30 protein-coding genes and 6 tRNA genes are annotated in these 24140 nt (G+C 41.7%); 21 read left to right on the top strand and 15 right to left on the bottom strand.

The annotated features are described in order from the left end of the window. The first annotated feature begins 26 nt into the window (after positions 1 to 26). From OIT90_RS10100 to OIT90_RS10075, 6 genes are all read left to right on the top strand, one after another. Positions 27 to 102 (top strand) — tRNA-His (locus OIT90_RS10100). Between the two features lie 11 nt (positions 103 to 113). Beyond that, positions 114 to 187 (top strand) — tRNA-Gly (locus tag OIT90_RS10095). Between the two features lie 17 nt (positions 188 to 204). Continuing rightward, positions 205 to 281 (top strand) — tRNA-Ile (locus tag OIT90_RS10090). Between the two features lie 6 nt (positions 282 to 287). Beyond that, a tRNA-Asn gene (locus OIT90_RS10085) sits at positions 288 to 362 on the top strand. Positions 363 to 365: 3 nt separating this feature from the next. Continuing rightward, positions 366 to 456, top strand: a tRNA-Ser gene (locus tag OIT90_RS10080). Positions 457 to 463: 7 nt separating this feature from the next. Beyond that, a tRNA-Glu gene (locus OIT90_RS10075) sits at positions 464 to 535 on the top strand. Between the two features lie 76 nt (positions 536 to 611). Here the strand turns inward: OIT90_RS10075 and OIT90_RS10070 are convergent. From OIT90_RS10070 to OIT90_RS10060, 3 genes are all read right to left on the bottom strand, one after another. Next, entirely contained in the window at positions 612 to 1088 is a 477-nt protein-coding gene (locus tag OIT90_RS10070) for a TspO/MBR family protein (protein ID WP_268464458.1), read from the bottom strand. A gap of 86 nt (positions 1089 to 1174) precedes the next feature. Then, positions 1175 to 1909 (bottom strand): TraR/DksA C4-type zinc finger protein, encoded by a 735-nt coding sequence (locus tag OIT90_RS10065; protein WP_058838175.1) that lies wholly within the window; start codon positions 1907 to 1909, stop codon positions 1175 to 1177. Positions 1910 to 2027: 118 nt separating this feature from the next. After that, on the bottom strand, positions 2028 to 2966 hold the full coding sequence (locus tag OIT90_RS10060) for a 1,4-dihydroxy-2-naphthoate polyprenyltransferase (RefSeq protein WP_039183276.1): 939 nt from the start codon (positions 2964 to 2966) through the stop codon (positions 2028 to 2030). A 378-nt stretch (positions 2967 to 3344) separates the two neighbouring features. Between OIT90_RS10060 and OIT90_RS10055 the strand changes: the two genes are divergently transcribed. The 6 genes from OIT90_RS10055 (at position 3345) to menC (ending at position 10788) form a co-directional block, all read left to right on the top strand. After that, positions 3345 to 4763 carry an isochorismate synthase gene (locus OIT90_RS10055; RefSeq protein ID WP_474892497.1) on the top strand — a complete coding sequence of 473 codons (1419 nt, stop codon included), beginning with the start codon at positions 3345 to 3347 and terminating at the stop codon, positions 4761 to 4763. Beyond that, on the top strand, positions 4756 to 6501 hold the full coding sequence (gene menD / locus OIT90_RS10050) for a 2-succinyl-5-enolpyruvyl-6-hydroxy-3-cyclohexene-1-carboxylic-acid synthase (protein WP_474892496.1): 1746 nt from the start codon (positions 4756 to 4758) through the stop codon (positions 6499 to 6501). Before OIT90_RS10055 ends, menD begins: the two co-directional genes overlap by 8 nt. After that, positions 6483 to 7310, top strand: coding sequence for a 2-succinyl-6-hydroxy-2,4-cyclohexadiene-1-carboxylate synthase (menH, locus tag OIT90_RS10045; RefSeq protein WP_106025770.1), 828 nt, complete (start codon positions 6483 to 6485; stop codon positions 7308 to 7310). Before menD ends, menH begins: the two co-directional genes overlap by 19 nt. 14 nt (positions 7311 to 7324) lie before the next feature. Then, a complete protein-coding gene (gene menB, locus OIT90_RS10040; RefSeq protein ID WP_039180914.1) occupies positions 7325 to 8143 on the top strand; it encodes a 1,4-dihydroxy-2-naphthoyl-CoA synthase in 819 nt (272 codons plus the stop codon). A gap of 73 nt (positions 8144 to 8216) precedes the next feature. Next, positions 8217 to 9677, top strand: a complete 1461-nt coding sequence (locus OIT90_RS10035; RefSeq protein WP_144464268.1) for an o-succinylbenzoate--CoA ligase — start codon at positions 8217 to 8219, stop codon at positions 9675 to 9677. Beyond that, the gene (menC, locus tag OIT90_RS10030) at positions 9664 to 10788 is read left to right on the top strand and encodes an o-succinylbenzoate synthase (RefSeq protein WP_474892495.1); all 1125 of its coding nucleotides are present in this window, start codon (positions 9664 to 9666) and stop codon (positions 10786 to 10788) included. Before OIT90_RS10035 ends, menC begins: the two co-directional genes overlap by 14 nt. A gap of 105 nt (positions 10789 to 10893) precedes the next feature. Here the strand turns inward: menC and OIT90_RS10025 are convergent, their stop codons facing one another. The 4 genes from OIT90_RS10025 to OIT90_RS10010 form a co-directional block, all read right to left on the bottom strand. Continuing rightward, a complete protein-coding gene (locus OIT90_RS10025; RefSeq protein WP_041086813.1) occupies positions 10894 to 11085 on the bottom strand; it encodes a hypothetical protein in 192 nt (63 codons plus the stop codon). Between the two features lie 25 nt (positions 11086 to 11110). Next, positions 11111 to 11269 (bottom strand): DUF1540 domain-containing protein, encoded by a 159-nt coding sequence (locus tag OIT90_RS10020; protein ID WP_008342921.1) that lies wholly within the window; start codon positions 11267 to 11269, stop codon positions 11111 to 11113. A gap of 68 nt (positions 11270 to 11337) precedes the next feature. Continuing rightward, positions 11338 to 12384 carry a cytochrome d ubiquinol oxidase subunit II gene (locus OIT90_RS10015; RefSeq protein ID WP_169510868.1) on the bottom strand — a complete coding sequence of 349 codons (1047 nt, stop codon included), beginning with the start codon at positions 12382 to 12384 and terminating at the stop codon, positions 11338 to 11340. A gap of 22 nt (positions 12385 to 12406) precedes the next feature. After that, complete coding sequence (locus OIT90_RS10010; protein WP_039180899.1) at positions 12407 to 13738, bottom strand: cytochrome ubiquinol oxidase subunit I; 1332 nt, start codon at positions 13736 to 13738, stop codon at positions 12407 to 12409. Between the two features lie 176 nt (positions 13739 to 13914). Here OIT90_RS10010 and OIT90_RS10005 point away from each other — a divergent pair, with 176 nt between their 5' ends. Further along, entirely contained in the window at positions 13915 to 14157 is a 243-nt protein-coding gene (locus OIT90_RS10005; RefSeq protein ID WP_034665302.1) for a type B 50S ribosomal protein L31, read from the top strand. Positions 14158 to 14234: 77 nt separating this feature from the next. On the opposite strand, the gene OIT90_RS10000 is transcribed toward OIT90_RS10005, so the two are convergent. Further along, positions 14235 to 15239: a metal ABC transporter solute-binding protein, Zn/Mn family gene (locus OIT90_RS10000; RefSeq protein ID WP_474892494.1), complete on the bottom strand. Its 1005-nt coding sequence runs from the start codon at positions 15237 to 15239 to the stop codon at positions 14235 to 14237. A gap of 214 nt (positions 15240 to 15453) precedes the next feature. On the opposite strand from OIT90_RS10000, the gene OIT90_RS09995 reads away from it, so the two are divergent. Continuing rightward, the gene (locus OIT90_RS09995; protein ID WP_024424929.1) at positions 15454 to 16020 is read left to right on the top strand and encodes a beta-class carbonic anhydrase; all 567 of its coding nucleotides are present in this window, start codon (positions 15454 to 15456) and stop codon (positions 16018 to 16020) included. A gap of 1 nt (position 16021) precedes the next feature. On the opposite strand, the gene yidD is transcribed toward OIT90_RS09995, so the two are convergent. After that, positions 16022 to 16246 carry a membrane protein insertion efficiency factor YidD gene (gene yidD, locus OIT90_RS09990; protein ID WP_041107381.1) on the bottom strand — a complete coding sequence of 75 codons (225 nt, stop codon included), beginning with the start codon at positions 16244 to 16246 and terminating at the stop codon, positions 16022 to 16024. Between the two features lie 126 nt (positions 16247 to 16372). On the opposite strand from yidD, the gene OIT90_RS09985 reads away from it, so the two are divergent. Both OIT90_RS09985 and OIT90_RS09980 read left to right on the top strand, forming a co-directional pair. After that, positions 16373 to 16846, top strand: coding sequence for an S-ribosylhomocysteine lyase (locus OIT90_RS09985; RefSeq protein WP_003217624.1), 474 nt, complete (start codon positions 16373 to 16375; stop codon positions 16844 to 16846). 113 nt (positions 16847 to 16959) lie between these two features. Beyond that, a complete protein-coding gene (locus tag OIT90_RS09980) occupies positions 16960 to 17397 on the top strand; it encodes a FixH family protein (protein WP_126681436.1) in 438 nt (145 codons plus the stop codon). 8 nt (positions 17398 to 17405) lie between these two features. Here OIT90_RS09980 and ytzI read toward each other — a convergent pair whose 3' ends face one another. Further along, positions 17406 to 17552: a YtzI protein gene (gene ytzI, locus OIT90_RS09975; RefSeq protein WP_059375225.1), complete on the bottom strand. Its 147-nt coding sequence runs from the start codon at positions 17550 to 17552 to the stop codon at positions 17406 to 17408. A 131-nt stretch (positions 17553 to 17683) separates the two neighbouring features. Here ytzI and OIT90_RS09970 point away from each other — a divergent pair, with 131 nt between their 5' ends. The 4 genes from OIT90_RS09970 (at position 17684) to OIT90_RS09955 (ending at position 19332) form a co-directional block, all read left to right on the top strand. Continuing rightward, the gene (locus OIT90_RS09970; protein ID WP_039180885.1) at positions 17684 to 18121 is read left to right on the top strand and encodes a Dps family protein; all 438 of its coding nucleotides are present in this window, start codon (positions 17684 to 17686) and stop codon (positions 18119 to 18121) included. 127 nt (positions 18122 to 18248) lie between these two features. Beyond that, positions 18249 to 18440, top strand: coding sequence for a hypothetical protein (locus tag OIT90_RS09965; RefSeq protein ID WP_024424925.1), 192 nt, complete (start codon positions 18249 to 18251; stop codon positions 18438 to 18440). Positions 18441 to 18575: 135 nt separating this feature from the next. Next, positions 18576 to 18980, top strand: coding sequence for a phage holin family protein (locus tag OIT90_RS09960; protein WP_366203953.1), 405 nt, complete (start codon positions 18576 to 18578; stop codon positions 18978 to 18980). A gap of 43 nt (positions 18981 to 19023) precedes the next feature. Next, positions 19024 to 19332 (top strand): hypothetical protein, encoded by a 309-nt coding sequence (locus tag OIT90_RS09955; RefSeq protein ID WP_024425787.1) that lies wholly within the window; start codon positions 19024 to 19026, stop codon positions 19330 to 19332. Positions 19333 to 19360: 28 nt separating this feature from the next. Here OIT90_RS09955 and OIT90_RS09950 read toward each other — a convergent pair whose 3' ends face one another. Both OIT90_RS09950 and OIT90_RS09945 read right to left on the bottom strand, forming a co-directional pair. Beyond that, positions 19361 to 20146, bottom strand: coding sequence for an AIM24 family protein (locus OIT90_RS09950; protein WP_073207122.1), 786 nt, complete (start codon positions 20144 to 20146; stop codon positions 19361 to 19363). A gap of 22 nt (positions 20147 to 20168) precedes the next feature. Further along, entirely contained in the window at positions 20169 to 20780 is a 612-nt protein-coding gene (locus OIT90_RS09945) for a TerD family protein (protein ID WP_059375230.1), read from the bottom strand. Positions 20781 to 21028: 248 nt separating this feature from the next. Between OIT90_RS09945 and ytkD the strand changes: the two genes are divergently transcribed. Then, the gene (gene ytkD / locus OIT90_RS09940) at positions 21029 to 21505 is read left to right on the top strand and encodes an RNA deprotection pyrophosphohydrolase (protein WP_025093666.1); all 477 of its coding nucleotides are present in this window, start codon (positions 21029 to 21031) and stop codon (positions 21503 to 21505) included. Positions 21506 to 21537: 32 nt separating this feature from the next. Here ytkD and OIT90_RS09935 read toward each other — a convergent pair whose 3' ends face one another. The 3 genes from OIT90_RS09935 to OIT90_RS09925 are packed head-to-tail and all read right to left on the bottom strand — an operon-like array spanning position 21538 to position 24106. Then, positions 21538 to 22284 carry an ABC transporter permease gene (locus tag OIT90_RS09935; RefSeq protein ID WP_369810477.1) on the bottom strand — a complete coding sequence of 249 codons (747 nt, stop codon included), beginning with the start codon at positions 22282 to 22284 and terminating at the stop codon, positions 21538 to 21540. A 34-nt stretch (positions 22285 to 22318) separates the two neighbouring features. Then, a complete protein-coding gene (locus tag OIT90_RS09930) occupies positions 22319 to 23089 on the bottom strand; it encodes an ABC transporter ATP-binding protein (protein ID WP_144490433.1) in 771 nt (256 codons plus the stop codon). A 15-nt stretch (positions 23090 to 23104) separates the two neighbouring features. After that, positions 23105 to 24106: an ABC transporter substrate-binding protein gene (locus OIT90_RS09925; RefSeq protein ID WP_212043861.1), complete on the bottom strand. Its 1002-nt coding sequence runs from the start codon at positions 24104 to 24106 to the stop codon at positions 23105 to 23107. Between the last annotated feature and the right edge of the window lie 34 nt (positions 24107 to 24140).

Below are 24140 nucleotides of genomic sequence, written 5' to 3'. Positions count from 1 at the left end.
TTTTATAAAAAAATATTCATAGTATGGCGGTTGTGGCGAAGTGGTTAACGCACCAGATTGTGGCTCTGGCACTCGTGGGTTCGATTCCCATCAATCGCCCCATACATATTTTTGCGGGTGTAGTTTAGTGGTAAAACCTCAGCCTTCCAAGCTGATGTCGTGGGTTCGATTCCCATCACCCGCTCCATTTGTATATCTGTTCATGGGCCTGTAGCTCAGCTGGTTAGAGCGCACGCCTGATAAGCGTGAGGTCGGTGGTTCGAGTCCACTCAGGCCCACCATGATCTTCCGCAGTAGCTCAGTGGTAGAGCTATCGGCTGTTAACCGATCGGTCGTAGGTTCGAATCCTACCTGCGGAGCCAAATGGAGAAGTACTCAAGTGGCTGAAGAGGCGCCCCTGCTAAGGGTGTAGGTCGCGTAAGCGGCGCGAGGGTTCAAATCCCTCCTTCTCCGCCATTGATCTGGCCCGTTGGTCAAGCGGTTAAGACACCGCCCTTTCACGGCGGTAACACGGGTTCGAATCCCGTACGGGTCATTTTTAAAAGAGATCTTGTCAAAGATCTCTTTTTTATTTTCTCCAAAACGAAAGACCGCATCATGGCGGTCTTTTTTTACATATTCATGGAATAGATCGTATAAGACAAGTATGTGGCAAAGAAGCCCCATAAGACATAAGGAATCAGTAAAATTGGAACGATTTTGCTTAGTTTACGTGAGACGATGACAAGTGCAAGTGCTGTCAGTGCGACGAGCAGGCAGTCGATTGTAGCTACAAACAAATCCTTTTGTGTAAATTGAAAAAAGCTAAAGGCTTGATTGAAAACATAATTTAAAAGGAAAAGAATCCAAAATGGTAAAGTGATTTTTTGGAAACCATATTTTCCATAAATGATCGCTGCGGACAATGAGATGAGTGCAAATAAAACAGCCCACACAGCACCAATCACACCGCCACCAGGCGTCCATTCTGGTTTATTTAATGCGTCATACCATTCTCTGTCGATGGGGAACAAAAATCCGGCAATAGAGAATAGTGCGTATGTAATAAAGAAGACGACAATTGCCCAAATGATACTTTTTCTAGACATCAAGAATCTCCTCCAATCAAATTCACTCTTAAAGTGATTTCCCAATCATTACATGATATAAACATAAAGCCCCCAATATGAGGGGACTAATGATTTTCTTCTGTATAAGGTTCTTCCTCGTACGGTTTCAAGTCACCAAATACCGTCATGACACCTTCTTCGTCTAATGCTTCTTCATAGGCCTCGTGTGCTTTGTTCGGATACACCTTGCTTGCTTTTCCTTCAATATCAGCAGCTGCGAATCCTTCGTAGTCCTCCACATAATCTTCATCTTCTGATTGTGTATACACATCATCGTATGTCAAAGGTGGGAATTCCATATCAGACGGGGTATCAGAGTTTCCGTAGCGTTCTACGTCTTGGTAGGCATCCTCTCCGTCGTACGCAGCACTTTCTTCATTTTCAAATTGTCCAGCTGGCGGACTTAATAAATCCTCTTCAATCGGACGGTTTTGTGAAACGGTCTGTTCTTTTGAGTGCTCTGTGCATGTGACGGCAGTAGGCAAGGCTTCTAAGCGTTCCTTTGGAATAGGGGCCTTACAGACCTTGCATAGTCCATAAGAGCCGTCTGCAATGGCTTGAAGTGCTTCATCGATATCTAACATATGTTCATGTTCCAAGCTGTTTAAAGCAATATCTTTCCCACGTTCGAACAGCTCTGTCCCTTGATCGCCCGGGTGGTTATCATAGGCAGACAGTTCTCCGACTGAATCGTAAGGAAAGGATACTTTCTGTTCATCGTCATGGCTTTTGGCTTCAAGTTCTTTCTTTTCATCGAGAAGGCGCTGCTTCAAATGATGTAATTCGTCTTTTGACAACAAAGCGATCATCCTTTCATATCAAACATATTGTTAGTATGAGCAATTTTGTATATAAGACTAGTTCCAATTTGAAGCAATTCCTAATTAAAAAAACGCCTGCGGCTGCAGGCGTTCTTTGTTACGCGATATAGTATTGTAAGATCAAAGCGATCGTCAGCAGAAAACCAAAAAATGTATTGGTTTGAGCTGTAGATTTCATGGCATTCATTAATTCAATCGGTTTTTCTTTTTGCTTAAACTCTTTAATGGCTGTATAGGCTTTTGGCACACTGAGTAAAACAAGAAGACTCCAAAGACCGACGATATCTGTGAAGATATAAACAAAAATGAGTACATATGATACCAAAAACATGGAAAGTAAAATGTTCACTGCAGCTTTACGTCCAGCAAGGATGGCAAGTGTTTTTCGTCCATTTTCCTTATCCCCGTCTAAATCACGGATATTGTTCGACAGTAAGATGGCACCAACTAAAATAGAAATTGGTAGTGAAATGAGAACCGCTTTAGACGTCAGTGTGCCTGTTTGGATATAGAAACTAATCAGGATGATTCCTAATCCCATAAAAGCACCTGAAACAAGTTCTCCAAACGGTGTATATGCAATTGGTACAGGGCCGCCAGTATAGAAATAGCCTGCTGCCATACAAATAAGTCCTATTAATGCAATCCACCAGCTAGACATCATGCAAATATAGACCCCAAGTAATAAAGAAAGTGCAAATAGTGCATAAGCGAGGCTGAGGACTGTCTTTGGCTTCACACCGTTTCTTACAATGGCTCCGCCGATGCCGACAGATTTCTCGTTGTCCAGCCCGCGAACATAATCAAAGTACTCATTAAACATGTTTGTTGCGATTTGGATAAACATAGATGCAAACAGCATGGCTAAAAATAGCCCAACATGTATTTGACCACTTGGAAGTGCTAAAACAGTTCCTAAAGTAACGGGAATAAATGCCGCTGTTAGTGTATGCGGTCGTAGTAAATTCCACCAAATTCGCCAGTTTTTATCAGGCTTTATTGGTGAAAGCTGATCTGATATCGATTGATGCTGCATAAAATATACTCCTTTAAATAAAAAAATACGTACACGTCCAAATTCCAGTTTAGCAAAGTTCAAAAAGGTGTCAATATATTGATGCGATGAATCGGGAAAAAGATGTTTGCTAATCGTTGCCATATCGAAGGAAAGCTTGATTTTAGAACGGTCCTGCCATTTTGCTTTAGATGCTCTCGTTTCAATAAGCAAGAGCGAAAAAATCTTGAAAGCGTGATATAATAAGGATTCGAGGATTTAGAAGCTGTTTTCTTTACTAAGTTCATCTATTAAGGTTTATAATAGAAAAGCAGGTCATTCGACATATTCGAATGTTCATGTATTTTTTCATTATGTTTTTATTTTTTATGTAATTCATGGATTTTGGAGGAATGTATCATGGTGACAACAGTGCAAAGTACTTTCCGGCAGGAAGCGCTTGCGACATTAGAAGAAGCGAATAACGTCAACCATGCTGTTTTGATAAGCTACTCCAGAAGAGTTGACGATCTGGATCCTCTTGCCTTTTTCCAAAGCGGCGAAGCGGATTTTTTAGGCGAGCGGTTTTTTTGGTCTGATCCAGAAAGCCAAATGATATTTTCTGGACTTGGCAGAGCGGCCGTCATTAAATCATCTGAGCAAGGCAAGGAACGATTCGATATAGTCCATCAAGAATGGGAACAGCTCAAGCAGCACATGTTCCATTTTCATGATGAAAAGGAGTTAAAGCAAGCGGCTGTTGGTCCGCTTTTATTTGGAGGATTCTCGTTTGATCCGTATGAAGAGAAGGCGCGTCATTGGGAAGCATTTGGCGAGGCTCATTTTTTTGTGCCATCGATCATGCTGACTGTCTCAAAAGAAGGCAGTTTTCTTACGATCAATGAGTGGAAGCAGGTGGATGGGAATGTTCATCAGCTTATTCAGGAATTAGAACAAAAAGCCTCTCGTTTCGAGATATTGCCAGTTCGGACTGGTGGACAAGCTGAACTTGTTCATGTGGAAGAGCTGGATGTGAAGGAATGGATGAAGGCGATCGAAGAAGCGACAGACCACATTCGTGCAAACGAATATGAAAAGGTTGTTTTAGCAAGAGAAGTCTTGCTTCACTATAAAAATCAAATTGAACTCGCTCCACTATTAGCGGAATTATTAAAGCATCAAACAACGAGTTATGTATTTGCGGTTGAACAGGGAAGACAAGCATTTGTCGGAGCCACGCCGGAACGCTTAGTGAAAAAAAGCGGCGGAGAGGTCTTTTCCTCCTGTTTAGCAGGTTCCATTGTTCGCGGAAAAGATGAAGCGGAGGATCACGCATTAGGCGAGGAACTGCTGCATGATGAGAAGAATTTGATTGAACATCAAATTGTTGTCAATATGATTGAGCAAGCATTTGAAGCGAATTGCCTTCACGTGCATAAACCAAATCAACCAAGTCTTTATAAAACAAAAAACATTCAGCATTTGTTTACACCGATTGTGGGAGAAATTAAAAGCAGCTGTTCCCTCTTTTCATTAATTGAGCAGCTCCATCCGACGCCGGCACTAGGCGGATATCCAAAGGAAAAGGCGGTTGAGGTGATTCGTGAAATCGAACCGCTCAAGCGCGGCTGGTATGCAGCGCCCGTAGGCTGGATTGATTCTCAGGATAATGGAGAATTTGCTGTAGCCATTCGGTCAGGTCTTATTGAGGAAGACCGTGTTCGTTTGTTCGCTGGCTGCGGAATTGTAGAGGATTCCCTTGCAAAGCAGGAGTATGAAGAAACACAAGTGAAATTAAGACCAATGCTGTCTGCTCTTGGAGGTCATCCTATTGAATAATCACATCATGACAACATATATAGGCAGATTGATGGATGAATTCGTCCAAGGTGGTGTGAAAGAGGCAGTTGTCTGTCCTGGTTCTCGTTCAACTCCGCTTGCGATGCTGGCCCTTGCTCATCAAGACATCCATGTTCATGTTTTAGTGGACGAACGGTCTGCTGCTTTTTATGCGCTTGGTCTTGCAAAAGCAAGTCAATCACCAGTGCTGCTTATTTGTACATCAGGTACGGCAGCTGCTAACTTTTATCCAGCCGTTGTAGAGGCGCATTATTCTCGTGTACCTCTTATTGTTTTAACTGCTGATCGGCCGCACGAATTGAGGGAAGTTGGGGCACCTCAAGCGATTGATCAGCAATTCTTATTCGGTAAGTTTGTTAAATGGTTCACAGACTTAGCATTGCCGGAGGACAGTCAAACGATGTTGCGTTATGTTCAGGCGGCAGCTGCGAGAGCAAATCACATGTCGATGCAGGAGCCAAAGGGGCCTGTTCAGGTCAATGTACCTCTGAGAGAGCCATTGCTTCCTGATCTGTCTATTGATCCTTTCGCGCGAGAAAAAGAGGATACGAAAAAGGTATTAGCATCAGGTCAGGCTTTCCCTAACGATCGGGTGATGTCTGAAATCGCGACCGTCATGAACGAATCCAAAAAGGGACTGATTGTGGCTGGTGAACTTCATACACAGGAAGAAAAAGAGGCGGTTTTACGTCTTTCGAAAGCCCTGCATTTACCTATTTTAGCTGACCCACTTTCTCTTTTGCGCAACGGGCATGAAAATGAAGATCTCATTATCGATGCGTATGATTCTTTATTAAAAGATGAGGCATTACAGCAGCATCTCTTACCGGATATGGTCATTCGTTTTGGACCGATGCCTGTATCTAAGCCTTTATTCAAGTGGCTGGAAAAACATGCGGAAGTGAAGCAGATTGTTGTAGATGCTGCCGGAGGTTTCCGTGATCCTGGGTTAAGTGCTTCGTACGTTATAGAAAGTCATGTGGCTGCTTTTGTAGATGCAGCATTAAATCAAGAAGTCCAACGTAAAGAGACAAGTTTCTTAAACCGATGGCAGAATGCTAATTCTTCATTCAGAACGCATGCTGCCCACTATTCAGATGAGGATTTGTCCTTTGAAGGGAATGTGTACCGTCAGCTTCAGCACCTCTTGCCAAAAGAGAGTGTCCTTTTTATCGGAAATAGTATGCCGATTCGTGATGTAGATACATTTTTTGAAACTCAGTCCAAGCCTTTTCGAATGATGGCGAATCGCGGAGCAAATGGCATTGACGGCGTTGTGTCTACAGCACTTGGCACGTATGCAGCTTTGAAGCAGCCTGTCACTTTAGTCATTGGAGATTTATCATTTTATCATGATATGAACGGTCTGCTCGCAGCTAAGCTGATGGACATTCCGCTGACAGTTGTTTTAATAAACAATGATGGGGGAGGTATCTTTTCTTTCCTTCCACAGGCGTCTGATGAACCGTATTATGAAAAGCTCTTTGGAACGCCGACAGGACTGAATTTTGAGTATGCATCGAGGTTATATGGGGGAACCTATTCGAAACCCGCAACGAAACAAGAGTTGCATGATGTGTATATGGCGCATATCGATGAACCTGGGCTTCATTTAATTGAAATTGAAACAGATCGTCATTCCCGTGTAGACAAGCATCGTCAAATGATGGATGACATATTGGAAGAAGTGAAAAAAGAATGCCTTCTCTCATCATAAGAATGCGTGATGGGGTAGCGTACGAAGTGGTGGATCAGAACCCTTCGGCAGCAAATGCCACATTATGCTTACACGGCTTCACTGGAAGTGCTGCGACTTGGACGTTCTTGAATGCTTATTTGGAGAACACAAGACTGATTCAGGTCAGCTTGCTCGGACATGGGCGTACGGACTCACCAGAAAGTGTGAGAAGATATGCGATGTCTCAGCAGCTGGCAGATCTTGCAGAGATTTTAAACCAATTAAAGCTTCACAAAGTGAATATTCTCGGATATTCTATGGGAGGGCGTATTGCTTTATCATTTGCTGCTCGTTATCCAGATCGTGTCAACAAACTGATCCTTGAGAGTACGTCTCCAGGGCTTCGCACTTTTAAAGAGCGGATGGCAAGACTGAAGCAGGATCATCAGCTTGCCCAAAAAATCAGGCATGAAGGCTTAGTGAAGTTTGTGGATTTTTGGGAGAGCATTCCTTTGTTTGCTTCGCAGAAAGCTTTATCGGCGGAAAAGCAGGCTCAACTGAGAGAAGGAAGACTGAAAGCCAATCCACTTGGGCTGGCTCGCAGCTTAGAAGGCATCGGAACAGGTTCACAGCCGTCTATTTGGAAGGCATTAAAGCATATTCATTTACCTGTTTTGCTCATTTGCGGAACGCTTGATGAAAAGTTCTGCCATATCGGCAAATGTATGCAGCAGGAGCTGAAGGGAAGTCAATTCATATTGGCTGAGCATGCTGGGCATACAGTTCATGTGGAACAACCACATTTTTTTGGTAAAATAGTAAGTGAGTTTATTTTAGCGCAAGATTAGAGGAGGAAATGTTGATGGCTATTGAATGGCAAACTGAGCGTCAGTATGACGAAATTTTATATGAAACGTATAATGGGATCGCAAAGATTACGATTAATCGTCCACACGTACATAACGCGTTTACCCCAAAGACTGTTAGTGAATTAATTGATGCATTTTCACGAGCTCGTGATAATTCAGAAGTTGGTGTGATCGTACTTGCAGGTGCTGGCGGAAAAGCATTCTGTTCTGGTGGAGACCAAAAAGTCCGCGGCCATGGCGGTTATGTAGGAGACGATCAAATTCCACGTCTAAATGTATTAGACTTACAGCGTTTGATTCGTGTGATTCCAAAACCGGTTGTTGCGATGGTTGCAGGTTATGCAATCGGAGGCGGACACGTTCTCCACATAGTATGTGATCTGACAATTGCAGCAGATAATGCGATTTTTGGACAAACAGGTCCAAAAGTAGGCAGCTTTGATGCCGGTTACGGTTCAGGCTACCTTGCACGTATTGTAGGTCATAAGAAAGCAAGAGAAATCTGGTACTTATGCCGTCAATACAATGCACAAGAAGCGCTTGATATGGGACTTGTTAACACAGTTGTCCCATTAGATCAGCTTGAAGAGGAAACAGTAAAGTGGTGTGAGGAAATGCTAGAAAAGAGCCCGACTGCTTTACGATTCTTGAAGGCTGCATTTAACGCAGATACGGATGGATTAGCTGGAATTCAGCAATTTGCAGGAGATGCGACACTTCTTTATTACACAACAGATGAAGCAAAAGAAGGACGCGATTCCTTTAAGGAAAAACGCAAGCCGGACTTCGGTCAGTTCCCGCGTTTCCCTTGATTCAATGATATTAATGAACAACAGCTTAGTGCATCAGACTAAGCTGTTTTCTTTTACGAAAAGGAGGTGTCTCATGATGAAGCAACCTAATTGGCTGCTGCACCGTGCCTATTTAACACCAGATCGAGTCGCACTTATTTATCAAGAGAAAGAGTGGACATTTCACGAATTAGCTCAAGAAGCGGACGAGCTTTCAAATAGACTTGCACAGGCATCATTGAAAAGAGGGGAAACAGTTGCGCTTTTGATGAACAATCATCCTCACATGGTGATGCTTGTACATGCGTGTTTTTTATTAGGATTAAAAATTGTGCTATTGAATAATAAGCTGACAAAAGCTGAAAGGCGCTATCAGCTAGAAGATGCAAAAGCAGCGGCGTTATTAACGGAATCTATTTATGCAAGCGATCATAAGGGTGATTTACCCGTTTATACAATGGAAACTTTACCTCAACCAGGGAAAGGCCATGAAAAAAAGATCGAGAGCGAATTTGATTTGAATGAAACAGCAACCATCATGTATACATCTGGGACAACAGGACGTCCAAAAGGTGTAGAGCAAACGTTTGGCAATCATTTTCATAGTGCTGTTTCCTCTGCATTGAATTTGGGTCTCAGAGAGGATGACCGCTGGCTCATTGCCCTGCCTCTTTTTCATATTAGCGGTTTATCTGCCTTATTTAAGTCTGTAATCTATGGAATGACAGTCGTGCTTCATCAGAAGTTTGACGTTGATGAAGTAAAGGATTCTATTGAACGGCATCGTGTGACGATGATTTCTGTTGTGCAGACGATGTTATCTCGGTTATTAAGCAGACTAGAAGAATGTCCGTCTTCTTTGCGTTGTCTTTTATTAGGCGGAGGACCTGCGCCATATGCGATGCTCCAAGAAAGCAAAGAGAAGGGCTTTCCTGTCTTTCAATCGTACGGTATGACGGAAACCTGTTCACAAATTGTGACGCTTGCACCTGAATTTAGTGTAGAGAAGCTTGGGTCAGCGGGAAAACCTCTTTTTGGGTGTGAGCTGAAAATTCAAGATGATGATCGCATTTGCCGTCCTTTTGAGCATGGCGAAATTATGGTGAAAGGTGCAAATGTGATGAAAGGATACCTTTACCGTGAAGAAGCGACCGCGGCTGCCTTTCATGAGGGCTGGCTGAAGACGGGTGATATTGGCTATGTGGATGAGGAAGGGTTCTTATTTGTGCTTGACCGCCGTTCAGATTTGATTATTTCTGGCGGAGAAAATATTTATCCTGCGGAAATTGAAGCGGTGCTGCTAACACATCCGCATGTAAAGGAAGCCGGAGTAACGGGTATGTATGATGATAGATGGGGAGAGGTACCGGCTGCTTTCCTTGTAACAGATGATAAGATACCGGAGAATGAGCTCTATGCTTTATGTGAGTCGCATTTAGCCAAATATAAATGGCCCGCCGCTTTTCACTTTGTGAACGAGCTGCCAAGAAATGCATCGAATAAATTGCAAAGGCACAGACTCAGATCAAAGGGGTTTTCAAATGATTCAAATTGAACGAGTAATTTTATATCATGTCACGATGAAGCTTAAACAACCATTTACAACAAGTCTTGGAACCATTTCAGAGCGTGAGTTTATTATTGTTGAAGTAAAAGACCAAACAGGATTAACTGGATGGGGAGAGGTATCTGCTTTTTCTTCTCCGTGGTATACAGAAGAAACAATTGAGACTTGCTATCATATGCTGAGGGCTTTCTTTATCCCGAACGTGCTGACGCGCACCTTTACACATCCTTCAGAAATACCTGACAGTCTGTATCAATTTAAAGGCAATAGGATGGCCAAAGCAGGCATTGAAGCGGCTGTTTGGGATATTTATGCGAAGCGTGAGAATAAGTCTTTACGCGATGTATTAGGCGGCACAAAAGATAGAATACCATCTGGTGTTGTGGCGGGGTTAGGCCCTATTGACGATATGCTTGAGCAAATTCAGCAATTTGTTGATCAAGGCTATCAGCGGGTGAAGGTGAAAATTAAACCAGGACAAGATATTGAACTTCTTCAAAAGATCAGAGAGTCTTTTCCTGAGCTGCCATTAATGGCAGATGCAAACTCTGCTTATGAATTAAAAGATATTAGCAAGCTCAAGCAGCTCGACGATATTCGTTTATTAATGATTGAACAGCCTTTAGCTGCAGATGATATTGTGGACCATCGCCATTTGCAAAAGCATTTAAAAACGCCGATTTGTTTAGATGAAAGTATTTGTTCTTTAGATGATGCCAGAAAAGCTGTAGAGCTTGGCAGCTGTCAAATTATTAATGTGAAGCCTTCACGAGTTGGCGGACTGACAGAGGCGCTTAAAATTCATACGTTCAGTAAGGAGCATCAAATTCCGTTATGGTGCGGGGGGATGATTGAAACAGGTATTTCCCGCGCGCAGAACGTGGCACTTGCTTCACTTCCTCAATTTACAATTCCCGGTGATATTTCAGCTTCGTCAAAATTTTGGGAGCAGGATATCATTTTTCCTGAAATTAAGGTTGAAAATGGATTTATTGAGGTGCCTCGCTCGCCAGGAATGGGCGTGGAAGTTGATTACCAAGCGCTCCGTTCGTTTTCAGATAAAATCGACGTGTTTACAAAACATGATTTTGTGAGATAAAAACGAAGAAATCACCTTTTGCTTATCCAATAGAATGGATGTATAGTGAGGGAAAGTTTTTCCTTCCTGTCTGAACAAAAAGAAAGAGCGGTGAACCGCTCTTTCTTACTCTTCTACCAGCTCGCTGTCATAAGCAAGCTGTCCGATATACTGATGCATTTCATTGGGCATGTTTGCTGCATGTCCATATTCATAATCCCAAAGGTTTAAAAAGGAGTGAGCGGCTTGATGGAATGCGGCTTCATCCGCGTCATGAATTTCGTCAAAAAACGTTTGAAGCAGCCGATCGTGTTTCAAATTGAAGCGCCTCCTTTAATGAGACTTAAAGATCTTGTGGTTTAAACGTTTTACAATCCGTTTCTTCACTTTTCTCAGCCGTATTTCCTGTGTGGCTGACGACATAGATTGCATCTGCACCACAGCGGTTTCCAGTATTCCAATAGGAACAGTTATTGACTTCACAAAGGATTTTTTGACTCATACAGATGACCTCCTTTTGAGTATGTCTTTCATCTATAATGTAACCGAAATGAAGCTCGTCCATTCATGTTAATCTTCCTGACGAATATAGCGCTTATCCTTCATAAATAATTTCCAGAAGAAATAGAACCCAGGAAATAAGATGATAAAACCTACAATATAGGTGATAAATAACGCCCTAAATGTGACAGGGTCTGTAAATCCAGACATGATTGTAATATCTGGATAGGCCATATAAGGCAAGTGAGCACGCCCGTACACGTAGCTTGCTAAGAAATATTGAATGGTAATCGCAATGACGGCAAGGCGTGGTCTCCCTTTCCGATGCTTAAAACGGCTGTTTGGTAAAAATAGAGCTAGTCCTGCTAGCAGGAACATTAGGAGAGATACAAGAAGAATAGGGATGTTCTGCATCATTTTTGTGAACAGCCAATTCGCCTCGCTTCGTAATGTCAGCATGATAAAAAAGGCCATCATGAGTGAAAGTGGACCTGTAATGAGCGCCCCTCTTCTATAAATGCTGTAAGCTTCATCTTCATTAGCTACATTAGAGAAATCAGCTAAAAGCAAGGACGAAAGAAAAAGGGTGCTGAAGATGGCAAAGCCGACAAAAGAATAAACATTTGCACTTGTAAAGACCAGTCCAAGATCTAATGAGTAGACGTTGTTCTCCTGAAAAATAAATCCACCATGGGTAATTGGGAGAACCATGATCAGGATGGACGGAATGATAAAGCCGCTGATCCCTGAAATATAAGTCACTGCTTTTCGGTACTTCTTAGGCAGTGAATGAGAAAACACGAGAAACCCGCTTCGCAGTGCAAGAAGCAATAAGATGATGCTGCCGGGTATTAATAAAACGGTACCAAGTACAAAAGTCGCACCTGGAAACAGGCTGAACAATGCGACAACGATGGCCACAATAAAAACGTTTGTCACTTCCCATGTTGGAGAAAGATACTTATTCGCGATATTAGCTGCCTTTGTTTGTTCTCTATTCATATAAATCATCGACCAAAATCCTGCACCGAAATCCATTGATGCCATCACTGCATAGATAAAAACGAATCCCCATAAGATGGTGATTGCAATGAGCGCATCAGTTGTAACATCCATTTGCATCAAGATCGCTCCCTTTTTAAGATTCTGTTAACCGTAGGTCTTCTTCAATCGTATGTTTTCTAAAGTAGTACGTCAGCACAATAACGGTTGCTATGCCTAAGATGAGATAGACAATGGCAAAAAGGATAAAAAGTGTCCCGATCGAGCCAGATGATGTGACAACCTCGGAGGTTTTGAGCATTCGATAAATGACCCATGGCTGACGGCCTGTACAAGCAAAGATCCAGCCAAATTCAATAGCCAAAAGACTAAGAGGCCCGCCGAATAAGTAAAGAAAAAGAAGCCACTTCGGAAATTTTTCACGTTTTAAAATTTTACGGTAAAGCAGTGCCAATACCGCAAATAGAATGAGCACCGATCCAATAATGACCATGCCGTTAAATAATGTGTGTATAAATAAAGGTGGCCACTCGTCACGGGGAAAATCATTTAACCCTTTGACCACCGTATCGAAGCTATTTCCTGCAAGAAAACTAAGCGCCCAAGGAATTTCGATCGCACCTTTAATTTCCTGCGCATCAGCATCCGTAAAACCACCTATTGCAAGAGGCGCATGTGATTGAGTTTCAAATAAACCTTCAGCTCCAGCCAGCTTTTCAGGCTGATATTCATACAGAAGCTGAGCAGATTCGTGGCCATTTAAGGCTGTGAGAAAAGAGAAAAGTCCTCCTACAATGAGTCCAAGAAAAAGGGCTTTTCGATGAAATGTATAGAGCTTCTCATTTTTTTTAGTTTTGAGCATTTTAAAAGCTGCAACGGAAGCAATGACAAAAGCACCTGTTGTAAAAGCAGACAGCACAACATGTGTAGCAGTCACAGCAAAGCTTGGATTGAAAAAGGCCTTCCAAGGCTCGATGTTTGTGATTTCTCCATTCACCATCTGAAAGCCAGCAGGTGTCCCTTCAAAAGCATGTACGTTTGTAATCAGAATCGCTGATGCAGCTGCACCAATGACGATAAAAATAACCGTAATGATGCGCATTGCATTTGATAGGCGATCCGCTGCATACACATAAATAGACATAAATAATGCTTCAATAAAGAATGCATAGATTTCAATCTGGAATGGCAGTGACATGACCTTTCCAATGACCTCCATAAAACCTGGCCACAAAAGGGCAAGCTGAGTACCAGCAATCGTGCCTGTTGGAATGGCGACCCCTAACAGAACAGCCTGTGCTTTTGTCCATCGCTTGGCCATGATGGCATAATGCGGGTCCTTCGTTTTTTGAAAGATGAGTTCAGCTAACAAAATCATTAGCGGGATGCCAACGCCAAGCGAGGCATAAATAATATGAAAGCCCATGGTTGTGCCGAACAGGCTTCTAGCTAAAACGAGATCAGTCAATTTTTTCTCCGCCTTTCTTATCGCTTCTCTTTTTCATGATGCTTATTATTCTCCACCATTTTTAGATTATTCTTCCTGACTAAGAAAGCTTGTTTTTTGACAAGTTGTATAAGAGGGAGTAGAATATAATTATAAAACGTAATCATTACGTTTTGATAACGAAAGGAGTTTTGACATTGAAAAGAGATATTCATCCAACCTCACATGAAGTTGTATTTATGGACGTAAACAGCGGTTACCGCTTCTTGAGTAAATCAACAAAGACATCAAATGAGACAGTAGAGTGGGAAGATGGGAAAACGTATCCTGTCATTAAAGTAGAAACAAGCTCTGATACGCATCCTTTTTATACAGGACGCCAAAAATTCGGAGAAAAAGGCGGAAGAGCCGAGCTGTTTAAGAAAAAATATCAAATGTAATCAAAAAAGCACGCCTGATAACGGTGTGCTTTTTTACAACAAAAAACCCCGGCTGATAAAGCCCGGGGTTCAAAACATTAATCATTTAAAGCGGTGTTTAATGTCTTTAAGTTTTGTTTCATTAAGCTGACGTAGCTTTCGCCATTTTTAGCATCATCTTCAGTAATGGATTCTAGATTTTTAAGGGTTAAGCTTTTTGCCCCGATTTCACTGCGGATTGTATCTGATACTTTGCTGCTGACGTTGTTTTCAAAAATAACGTATTGAATGTGATGCTTTTCCGCTTTTTGTACAATGTTTTCGAGCTGTTTTTGTGATGGCTCTTCGGAAGCAGATAATCCTAAAACGCTGATTTGTTCAATGCCATAGCGCTTTTCCCAATAGCCATAAGCTGCGTGAGAAACAAGAATTTCTTTATGTTTGGCTTTAGATAACGTTGTTTTGAATTCTTGATCTAGGGATTGTAAATCTTTTTTTAGATTTTCATAGTTTTTTGTGTATTCTTCTTTATGATCTGGATCTAATGAGACGAGTGTGTCTTTAATGTTTTTCGCCATTTGCTGCGCATAAACTGGGTCTAACCATGCATGGGGATCTTTATCTCCGTGATCGTGCCCGTCATGATCATGGTCATGGTCTTCACCTTCATGATCGTGATCTTCGCCTTCTTCATGTGCATGTTCTTCATGTGCATGTTCTTCATTTGTCGATAACAATTTGATGCCTTCGGCTGCTTTGACTGTTTTCACACCTTGGTCTTTTAATGTGGCAGCAGTTTTGTCTGCGAATGCTTCAGCCCCTGTGCCGCTGTAGATAAAGGCATCACCTTCAGCCATTTCAACCATCGTTTTCGAACTTGGTTCAAAGCTGTGTGCATCTGCATTGGCAGGATACACGCTCTGAGTATGAACGTGAGAGCCGCCAATTTTTTCAGTGAAATCTTGGATTGGAAAGATCGTGGTGTAAATGATTAGTTTCCCGTCTGCCTTTCCTTTTGAAGCATTAGTGCCCGCACTGCTTGAGCACGCGGCAAGGCCGATTGCGAATAAAGCAGCTGTTAAAATAAAAAAGATTTTTTTCATGTAGAAAATGTCTCCTCTCAATCTAATAGATAGAAATGATTACGATTTAATGTCCTGAGTTATTGTATCGTAATAATTACGATTTGAAAAGAGGAAAATAAAAAATTTTCGTCAGCAGATGTTTCCTCTAAAAAAATAAGCTGCAAAACGTGACGAAATTTCTTACATTGTGCTATATTTATTTTTAAAAAAAGATAAAGGAATGGACAAACGTATGAAACTTTTAGATGAAATCATCGAATATAATCAACAATTTATTGAAGAAAAGAAATACGAAGAATTTACAACAACAAAGTTTCCACAGAAAAAAGCTGTCATTCTATCGTGTATGGATACAAGACTTGTTGAACTGCTTCCGCGTGCAATGAACATGAAAAATGGCGATATTAAGATTGTCAAAAGTGCTGGAGCGCTTGTTTCTCATCCATTTGGAAGTATTATGCGAAGCATTTTAGTTGCTGTGTATGAATTAAATGCTGACGAGGTATATGTCATTGGGCATCATGATTGCGGGATGAGCAAAATTGACAGCCAGACACTTTTAAATAAAGCTGTTGAGCGTGGTATTCCAGAAAAGCGTATTGAAGTACTGGAATACTCAGGAATTGATTTTAAACAGTGGCTCAAAAGCTTTAGTTCAGTTGAAGAGAGCGTGAAGGACAGTGTGTCCGTAGTAAAAAATCACCCGCTTCTTCCATCAGATGTACCTGTACATGGGCTTGTCATTGACCCTGGAACAGGGAAGCTTGACTTAGTTGTCAACGGATATGAAGAAAAGTAAGTTACTTTTCCTTTTTAGGCGGAACAGGATCGATGCCGCCAGGGTGAAGCGGATGACATTTCAAAATCCGCTTTATGGTCAGCCAGCCGCCCTTGATCGCGCCATGCGTTTTGATCGCCTCTAGTCCATAGTTTGAGCATGTTGGATAAAACCGGCAGCTTGGCGGTGTCAGAGGGGAAATACATTTTTGATAAAAGCGTATCATGCCGATAAAAATTTGTTTCATAGAGGTTCCTCCTTGTCTGTCTTCCACAGTATAAGAAAAAAGGACAAGGAAGGAAAGTTTTATAAACTAAACTGGTCGGAGAAATATGTTATAATATAGGAAATTGCAATTATAGGAGTGGTGATTATGCCTTCAGTTGAAAGCTTTGAACTTGATCATAATGCTGTAAAAGCGCCATACGTTCGTCATTGCGGCGTTCATAAAGTGGGATCAGATGGGGAAGTAAATAAATTTGATATTCGTTTTTGTCAGCCCAACAAGCAGGCGATGAAACCTGATACGATTCATACATTAGAGCATTTGCTTGCGTTTAATATTAGAACACACTCAGAGAAATATGATCATTTTGATATCATCGATATTTCTCCAATGGGCTGCCAGACAGGCTACTATTTAGTTGTCAGTGGTGCACCAACTCCAAAAGAAATCGTTGAACTTCTTGATGCAACATTCAAGGATGCAGTTGAAGTAACAGAAATTCCTGCTGCAAACGAAGAGCAATGCGGCCAAGCGAAGCTGCATGATCTTGAAGGAGCAAAACGTTTAATGCGTTTCTGGCTTTCTCAGGATCAAGAAGAGCTTTTAAAAGTATTTGGTTAATGATGAACCGGACATTTAGATGTCCGGTTTTTTATTTGAATTCCAACAGTGATGTCAAAATAGGGGATATTTGTTAAAATGGACATGTCAGTAAAAGAAGGGGGAAACGCACGATGCGAAAAATGTTGGGAATAATTCTGATGCTCACGTTATTAAGTGCATGTGGAAACTCTGCAGCAAACAGCGGAAAAGGGGAAGTGCCTGAGTTATTAGAAGTAAAGCTTACAGGACCTGAGCAAGTGGAGAAAAATGAAAGCGTTATAGTAAAAGCAGCTGTCACATACGGTGATACGCCTGTTGATGATGCAGATGATGTTCAATTTGAAGTGTGGAAAGATGGCGACAAGGATAACAGCAAGATGATTCAGCCAAAGAAAGAAAACAAAGGTGTATACGAATTGCACACAGCCTTCAAAAAAGATGGCCTTTATATCATACAAGTCCATGTGACAGCTAAACAGCAGCATAATATGCCGAAAACGAACATCCACGTAGGTGAGGTGAAAAAAGAGAGTTCATCTTCTGAAGATGAAGAAACCTCACATCATTAAAAGCGGTTTCATTTTGGATTAGGACGTTGGTTTGGTTCAGTATCTTGTGGTGAATCGACTTTATGCTTATATTCATAAGCCTTCGATGTCGTCCATAATGATAAAAAGACAACGATTGAGATAATGATAAAGCTGATAATCCCAAGTAACAGCATCTAACTCCCTCCTTATTTCCATATTAACATATATTTCATGCAGTCAAAATAGAAGAAATTGACGGCAGGTTTCAGTATAATAAGAAAAGGGTATTCTCATACTAAACGCAATTACATAAGGAGGAATAAACATGTCTGAAAATTTATTAAACGTTGTCAATAAACAAGTAGCTGATTGGACTGTGCTTTACGTGAAATTACATAACTATCATTGGTATGTAAAGGGGAAAGATTTCTTTACACTCCATGAGAAATTTGAGGAACTATATACAGAAACAGCTACATATATTGATGATTTGGCTGAGCGTATGCTTGCTTTAAATGGACAGCCTGTTGCGACAATGAAAGAGTGCTTAGAAATTTCCAGCATTCAAGAAGCAGAAGGCAAAGAATCAGCGGAGCAAATGGTGAAAAATCTATATGATGATTTCTCCAATATCGCTGAGGAATTAAAGAAAGGAATGGAGCTGGCTGCAGAGGTTGGCGATGAAACAACAGGTGATATGCTGCTTGCGATTCATCAATCCATTGAAAAACACAACTGGATGCTTAAAGCATATTTAGGATAATACACGTATAGGAAAAGAATGTCGGTCATAATTCGATCGACATTCTTTTTTTATTGGAATCGGGACAGACAGCCCATTGAAATCATAGGGCTTTCAGCCGAAGAGAAAAGAGAAGGGAGGGGAGAAGATGTCTTCTATTGCAGGAATGATGAGTCAGCAAGTAGCGAGCATTCAAAAGACACTCAATATTAGTTTGTTGAATTCACAGCTTGCTACGAATACAGCACAAGCTATGGTGATGCTGGATCAAGTGCAGCAGCAGCCTCAAGCTGTTCAGCCAAAGGATTCAGATGCAAGCTTTATTGATGTTAGGGTCTAGGAAGTAGCCGCCGCGCAAGGCGGCTTTTTCTTGTCAAAAGACAGCGCCTTTATTCTTTGTCGTCCAAGCTATTGCGAAAATCCTGCATATACTATTGAGGTAAGGAGTTCCACTTTGAAAGGATGTTGATGCCAAGTGAGCAAGGATTTAGGCATCTTTTCGTTGGTTACAGTGAGTTTGTCGGCGATGGGCTTTCTGTTTGGTGGAGCAGGATATTTATTGATGATTTTAGTAACGTTGATGGCTATTGAATTAATTTGTTCAAGCCTAAGAGAATCTTTGACTGGACAGCTCACAATGAAGCGGTTTTTTACAAGGTTTGTCCGAAAGATCGTGACAGTTTCCTTAATATCGATGGCGCATTTCTTTGATGTCATGCTGAAGACAAATGGGACGATTAAGGATTTAGCGATCATCTTTTATATTATTTATGAATCTTACCAAATCGTCTCGACAGCCAGAGCCCTTGGAGTTCCCATTCCACAGTTGTTTATTGATGTATTGGACATGTTGAAAAATAAATTGCGTAAAAAGCCGTAATTTCCTCATATCTGGTCATACTAAAGGAAAAAGGATGATTCAGATGGCGAGACACACATACTATGTATCCGTACAAGATGGATCGATATCGCAGCATAGAGACGCAGCGGCTTGGCAATTTCAAATAGAAGCAGATGATGATCAAATTTTGCAGCTGAGAGACTATTTCGATGAACAGTATATGACAGATTGGAAAGGCTTCTTTCGGGCACATGTTCCTTTTCTTGAATATCATTATGATAGTCCAAATGATGAAATGGATAGAAAAAGAAAAGAGATTTACACAATGATTTATGAGCTCGGCAATGAAGAGACAAGGAGCTTTATTGAGACAAATGGTTTGATGAATTGAAAAAGCATGTAGAGAATCTCTACATGCTTTATTTTCGCGGTTGTAAAATGCCTCCTATCAAATCACTGATCCCGCCGCCTCTATTTTCTTGCTGTGAATTGGTGAATTCCTGAGAAGAGCTCTGGCTCTGAGGCTTATAGCGATTATCATCTAAGCCAACCCTTAACCCAGATGTGCGCTCAGATGGCTGGATAATGACGATTTGGTCTTGTTCTTGGAACTCAAATAAATAGGATTCACCAGATGTTTGTCCGATGAAAGTTTTCCAGTTCACATCTAATTTGACCTTTGGTGCTTTGCCCGTCCAAGCGACAATTGCGTCAGGGTCTACGCGGCAGGGGGCTTTTAAAATGAGCGGATTTCCATTCGTTTTGATGGCGACCTGCGCTCCGTGCCCTTGATAAGAGAGTTTTGATGTAAACAGTCCTTTCTGCGATAAAATACCAACGCCTACTGGTGTGACACCGTAATGGCATTCCTCAGTAAAGGCAAGTAAATCTTCACTTTCTACACTTACATGCTGCCAAGGACCGCTTGGCTCAAGATTAATCACTGTTACATGCTCGCTTGAATCAGCCAGATAGCAAGTACCTTGTCCACTCACTTCCATCATCTCAAGGTTTTCACCTGTGAATTTCCTGCTGATATGGTTAAATACTTGGCTGACCATATTTCCTTTATTCGTTCCAAGTAATCGCTTGCGGTATTGGAAACTTCCTTGATCGGCAATCATTGCGCCCTTTTTGGCAAAAAAGATTCCGCTGCCTTCTGCTTGTAAGGTAAGTTCTTCTATTGTAATGAAATGAAATCCCATGGGTGCTGGCTCCTTTCCTGCGTCAAGATGTGAATCCATAGATGCGGCATAAATCATGTAAATCTAGAGTAGTTCCTTGCCCGGTTGCAGTGATCTTCCATTCCTCCTGATCTCTCGTGAGTTCTGCGCATATAATGGATGTACAATACGAATAATCTTCTGTTAACTGAAAGGTACAAATCTCTTGCTGCGAGATTTGATCAGTAAGGCACACATAGGCATTAGTGACTTGTCCAAAATGATGCTGGCGTTCGTGTGCATCATGTATTGTGGCTGTGACGACAATTTTATGAATATCAGGTGAGACTCTGCTTAATTGCATAATAATCATTTCATTGTCTCGATACCCTCCGCCAACTTGATGATCGCCAAGATGACGAACAGCTCCGTCTAAGCTTTGCTGCTGGTGATAATAGATCAGATGCTTAGGAGACAACAGTTTGTCCTCTTTATTTAAAAGAAACACTTGCGTATCTAAATCAATTGGCTGACCGGCCAGGTCCCAGCCAAGCCCGATATGAATTTGGTCGACCGCTGGATTGTCTTTTGTTAAATCTAACTTTTGCCCTTTCAGAAGGTGTTTCTTGATCACCTCATGGGGAGCGTCTTGTTTTGACCCATTTTTTATACTCATGCTGATTTCCTCCTCGTTGTCATAGGACAAACACTGATTCATTTACGTCATATAGGGATAAAAGGTTTCATGATTAAAATTGGGTGAAGTTGGAGATGATAAAAAGGTTTTAGCAACAATACCTCATTTTAGATACAGACGAGTTGGAACCACTCGTTTGTTTCACTTTTGATAAAAATTCTTCAGATAAATGTGATCTGTGGTATGATGTTTTACAAGAAGCAAGGACAGGATATGAGGGATTTCACATGCATGTATTTAAAGACTATTATCATAATACGGTCAAGCTCTCTTTTGAGGAGAAGCCTTTTTCAAGTCATCCTAAGCATGTTTGGGCCATCTGCCGCTACCAAGGGAAATGGCTGCTCACTGAACATGAGGATCGGGGCTATGAGTTTCCAGGAGGGAAAGTTGAGCCCGATGAAGAAGCAGACCAAGCCGCTATACGGGAGATTCAAGAAGAGACGGGTGCTGTTGTTCGTGAATTAACGTATATTGGTCAATATCAGGTGCTGGGCAGAGAAAAGGTCATTGTCAAGAATATTTATTTCGCTGATATTGAAAAGCTAGTGAAGCAAGACACGTATTTTGAAACGAAAGGACCCGTTCTTTTCGCAGACTTGCCAAGATCCATCGCAAAAAATAAGAATTTCAGTTTTATTATGAAAGATGATGTGTTAAGACAAAGTCTTGCTTATTTAGAAAAAAACGGTTTGATTCGTTAAAAAAAGCGCAGGGAGACATTCCCTGTGCTTTTTTATTTTTGAAGAAAACGGCGTTCGAGCCATTCCACAAGCTGGTACATGATAGTCGCAAACACAGCAATAATGAAAAGACTTAAGAACACGAGTGTAAAGTTGAAGACTTGAAAGCCGTAAATGATCATGTAGCCGAGCCCTTTTGAGGAAACAAGAAATTCCCCTACAATAACTCCAACCCAAGAAAGGCCGACATTGACTTTGATCGCAGAAATCATCGTTGGAATACTAGCTGGCAAAATGACCTCGCGAAAGACGACGCTTTTTTTCGCACCAAAGGTTTTCATCACCTTTAAATAATTCTCATCGACCTCTTGAAAAGCTGTATAAATGACGATCGTCGTAATGATCACACTAATGATTGCGCCCATGGCAACGATACTGATCATGCCAGGCCCAAGGGCAACAATTAAAATCGGGGCGAGGGCAACTTTTGGCATGGCATTTAAAATGACTAAATAAGGATCAAGAACGTTTGCCAGGCGGGTGGACCACCATAAGGCGGCAGCAAGCAAAATGCCGCAAAAGGTACCAAGTAGAAATCCGAGTACCGTTTCAAATAATGTAATACTCATATGATTCACTAAAGACCCATCGGATATTTTTTGTACAAACAATTGGCAGACAGCAGATGGTGAACTAAATATCAGTGGATCGATGAGACGAAAATGACTGGCAAGCTCCCAAAGCGAAAAGAAGCTGGCGAAAATAATGAACTGATAGATTCTGGTCATGCGTTTTTCCATTCGGTATTTCTTGCGATAGGCTTCATGTAAAAGATCACTGTGTTTCAACGGTTTTCAGCTCCTTCCAAATCGTTTGAAAGAGCTCTTGGAAACTCTGGGTCTGTCTTGCTTCGAAAGGAGAAAGAGTCCTCAGATCATCTGGAACGGTAAAAATCCGCTGAATCGAGCCAGGATGCTTAGAGAATAAGAAAATGCGGTCACTCATCGCAATGGCTTCGCCGATGTCATGTGTCACAAGAACCGCAGTTTTTTGATAGTCTTTGAGTGTATGAAAGACGAGATCCTCTAATGTTAGTTTGGTTTGGTAGTCTAGAGCTGAAAAGGGTTCATCTAGTAAAAGCAGACCGGGATTCACTGCAAGCGTTCGGGCGAGAGCCGCACGCTGCCTCATACCGCCTGACAGCTCCTTCGGGTATTTTTCCTCTACATCATGAAGGCCAAGCTTTGGCAGTAAGCCAAGAGCGGCGGAGGTGGCTTCATGTGAATCTTGTTTGGTAATTTTCAACCCGAGAATGATATTTTCCTTGATGGTTTTCCAAGGGAACAAATAATCCTGCTGGAGCATGTAGCCGATTTGATGCTCCTTTTGATTCGGTTCTTTTCCTTCGATTAAAATTCGGCCTTCAGAGGGCGGCGTTATTCCTGCAATGATAGACAGCAGGGTGGTTTTTCCGCACCCGCTGGGACCAATAAATGAGATAAATTCTCCTTGGTCTATCTCCATATTGATGTGCTGTATGGCCGTTGTTTTTTCTTTTAAAGAGAAGTACGTGTGGGTCACATGGTCAATTTGAAGGAAAGACATGTGCTACCTCCTATTCTATTTATGTTCTGTGACCTTCTTTGCAATGGATGAATCGACAAGTTGTTTGTACGGGATAAATTTCGGCAATTCATCGCTCTCCTTCATAATTTCCTGCAATTTGTTCCATTCCTCTTCATTCAGAAGGGGGTCTGTTGCATAGGATTCCTGCTGTTTGTAGCGTTTAATGGCTGTTGATAAGACATCAAGTTCTGTGTCAGGAAAATGAGATTGAATGGTTTTGGCAATCTCCTCCGGCTGCTTGGCTTCCACCCATTTCTGCGCTTTGTAAATGGCACGAGTGAAGGCTTCAGCTGTCTCTTTGTTTTCCTCTAAGTAACTTTTCTTTGCCATGAAGGTGGTATAAGGCACCTTTCCGGAAGCCTCTCCAAAGGAGGCGGTGATGTACCCTTTGCCTTCTTTTTCAATTAAGGATGCTGTCGGTTCGAATAACTGCACAAAATCGCCAGTTCCAGAGGAGAAAGCACCTGAAATGTTGGCAAAATCAATATTTTGAATCATACGGAGATCCTTTTTTACATCAATGCCTTCCTTTTTCAGGACATATTCACCGACCATTTGCGGCATGCCGCCTTTCCGCTGTCCAAGAAAGTCTTTTCCTTTTAATTGATCCCAAGAGAATTCGCTCACTTTCTCCCTTGAAACAAGAAATGTACCGTCTGTTTGTGTCAGCTGTGCAAAGTTGATGACAGAGTCTTTTGAGTCTTGAGCCTCTACATAGATAGAGGATTCAGAACCGGTCAGGGCAATATCTGCACCACCGGATAAGAGAGCTGTCATCGTTTTATCGCCGCCCCAAGTCGTTTTTAATTCAACCTCTAGCCCTTCTTCTTTGAAGAAGTCCTCAGATAAGGCAACATATAGCGGAGCATAAAAAACCGAATGGGTCACCTCGGCTACTTGTACGGTCTGCTCTTGTTCTTTTTTACAGGCGACAAATGGAATAAAGAGCAGGACAACGACGATGAATGCCAGTCTGACTTTGATGGAACGATTCAAGAGTAATTCGCCTCCTTTGTTCTAGATCACTAAT

The sequence above is a fragment of the Bacillus sp. ABR genome (assembly GCF_056172715.1).
Note: the sequence above shows the minus strand (reverse complement) of the source record. Positions and strands in the feature narration are given on the sequence as shown.

What these genes read in the sequence shown, in the direction of transcription:
- OIT90_RS09980 (WP_126681436.1), top strand. Translation starts at nt 16,960, where the DNA reads ATGCGAAAAATGTTGGGAATAATTCTGATGCTCACGTTATTAAGTGCA.
- yidD (WP_041107381.1), bottom strand. Translation starts at nt 16,246, where the DNA reads ATGAAACAAATTTTTATCGGCATGATACGCTTTTATCAAAAATGTATT.
- menB (WP_039180914.1), top strand. Translation starts at nt 7,325, where the DNA reads ATGGCTATTGAATGGCAAACTGAGCGTCAGTATGACGAAATTTTATAT.
- OIT90_RS09935 (WP_369810477.1), bottom strand. Translation starts at nt 22,284, where the DNA reads ATGGAAAAACGCATGACCAGAATCTATCAGTTCATTATTTTCGCCAGC.
- menH (WP_106025770.1), top strand. Translation starts at nt 6,483, where the DNA reads ATGCCTTCTCTCATCATAAGAATGCGTGATGGGGTAGCGTACGAAGTG.
- OIT90_RS09950 (WP_073207122.1), bottom strand. Translation starts at nt 20,146, where the DNA reads ATGGGATTTCATTTCATTACAATAGAAGAACTTACCTTACAAGCAGAA.
- OIT90_RS09995 (WP_024424929.1), top strand. Translation starts at nt 15,454, where the DNA reads ATGAAACTTTTAGATGAAATCATCGAATATAATCAACAATTTATTGAA.
- OIT90_RS09970 (WP_039180885.1), top strand. Translation starts at nt 17,684, where the DNA reads ATGTCTGAAAATTTATTAAACGTTGTCAATAAACAAGTAGCTGATTGG.
- OIT90_RS10055 (WP_474892497.1), top strand. Translation starts at nt 3,345, where the DNA reads ATGGTGACAACAGTGCAAAGTACTTTCCGGCAGGAAGCGCTTGCGACA.
- OIT90_RS10015 (WP_169510868.1), bottom strand. Translation starts at nt 12,384, where the DNA reads ATGGATGTTACAACTGATGCGCTCATTGCAATCACCATCTTATGGGGA.
- OIT90_RS09945 (WP_059375230.1), bottom strand. Translation starts at nt 20,780, where the DNA reads ATGAGTATAAAAAATGGGTCAAAACAAGACGCTCCCCATGAGGTGATC.
- OIT90_RS09965 (WP_024424925.1), top strand. Translation starts at nt 18,249, where the DNA reads ATGTCTTCTATTGCAGGAATGATGAGTCAGCAAGTAGCGAGCATTCAA.
- OIT90_RS09985 (WP_003217624.1), top strand. Translation starts at nt 16,373, where the DNA reads ATGCCTTCAGTTGAAAGCTTTGAACTTGATCATAATGCTGTAAAAGCG.
- ytkD (WP_025093666.1), top strand. Translation starts at nt 21,029, where the DNA reads ATGCATGTATTTAAAGACTATTATCATAATACGGTCAAGCTCTCTTTT.
- OIT90_RS09955 (WP_024425787.1), top strand. Translation starts at nt 19,024, where the DNA reads ATGGCGAGACACACATACTATGTATCCGTACAAGATGGATCGATATCG.
- OIT90_RS10060 (WP_039183276.1), bottom strand. Translation starts at nt 2,966, where the DNA reads ATGCAGCATCAATCGATATCAGATCAGCTTTCACCAATAAAGCCTGAT.
- OIT90_RS10000 (WP_474892494.1), bottom strand. Translation starts at nt 15,239, where the DNA reads ATGAAAAAAATCTTTTTTATTTTAACAGCTGCTTTATTCGCAATCGGC.
- OIT90_RS10035 (WP_144464268.1), top strand. Translation starts at nt 8,217, where the DNA reads ATGATGAAGCAACCTAATTGGCTGCTGCACCGTGCCTATTTAACACCA.
- OIT90_RS10070 (WP_268464458.1), bottom strand. Translation starts at nt 1,088, where the DNA reads ATGTCTAGAAAAAGTATCATTTGGGCAATTGTCGTCTTCTTTATTACA.
- OIT90_RS09930 (WP_144490433.1), bottom strand. Translation starts at nt 23,089, where the DNA reads ATGTCTTTCCTTCAAATTGACCATGTGACCCACACGTACTTCTCTTTA.
- ytzI (WP_059375225.1), bottom strand. Translation starts at nt 17,552, where the DNA reads ATGCTGTTACTTGGGATTATCAGCTTTATCATTATCTCAATCGTTGTC.
- OIT90_RS10020 (WP_008342921.1), bottom strand. Translation starts at nt 11,269, where the DNA reads ATGAGTCAAAAAATCCTTTGTGAAGTCAATAACTGTTCCTATTGGAAT.
- menC (WP_474892495.1), top strand. Translation starts at nt 9,664, where the DNA reads ATGATTCAAATTGAACGAGTAATTTTATATCATGTCACGATGAAGCTT.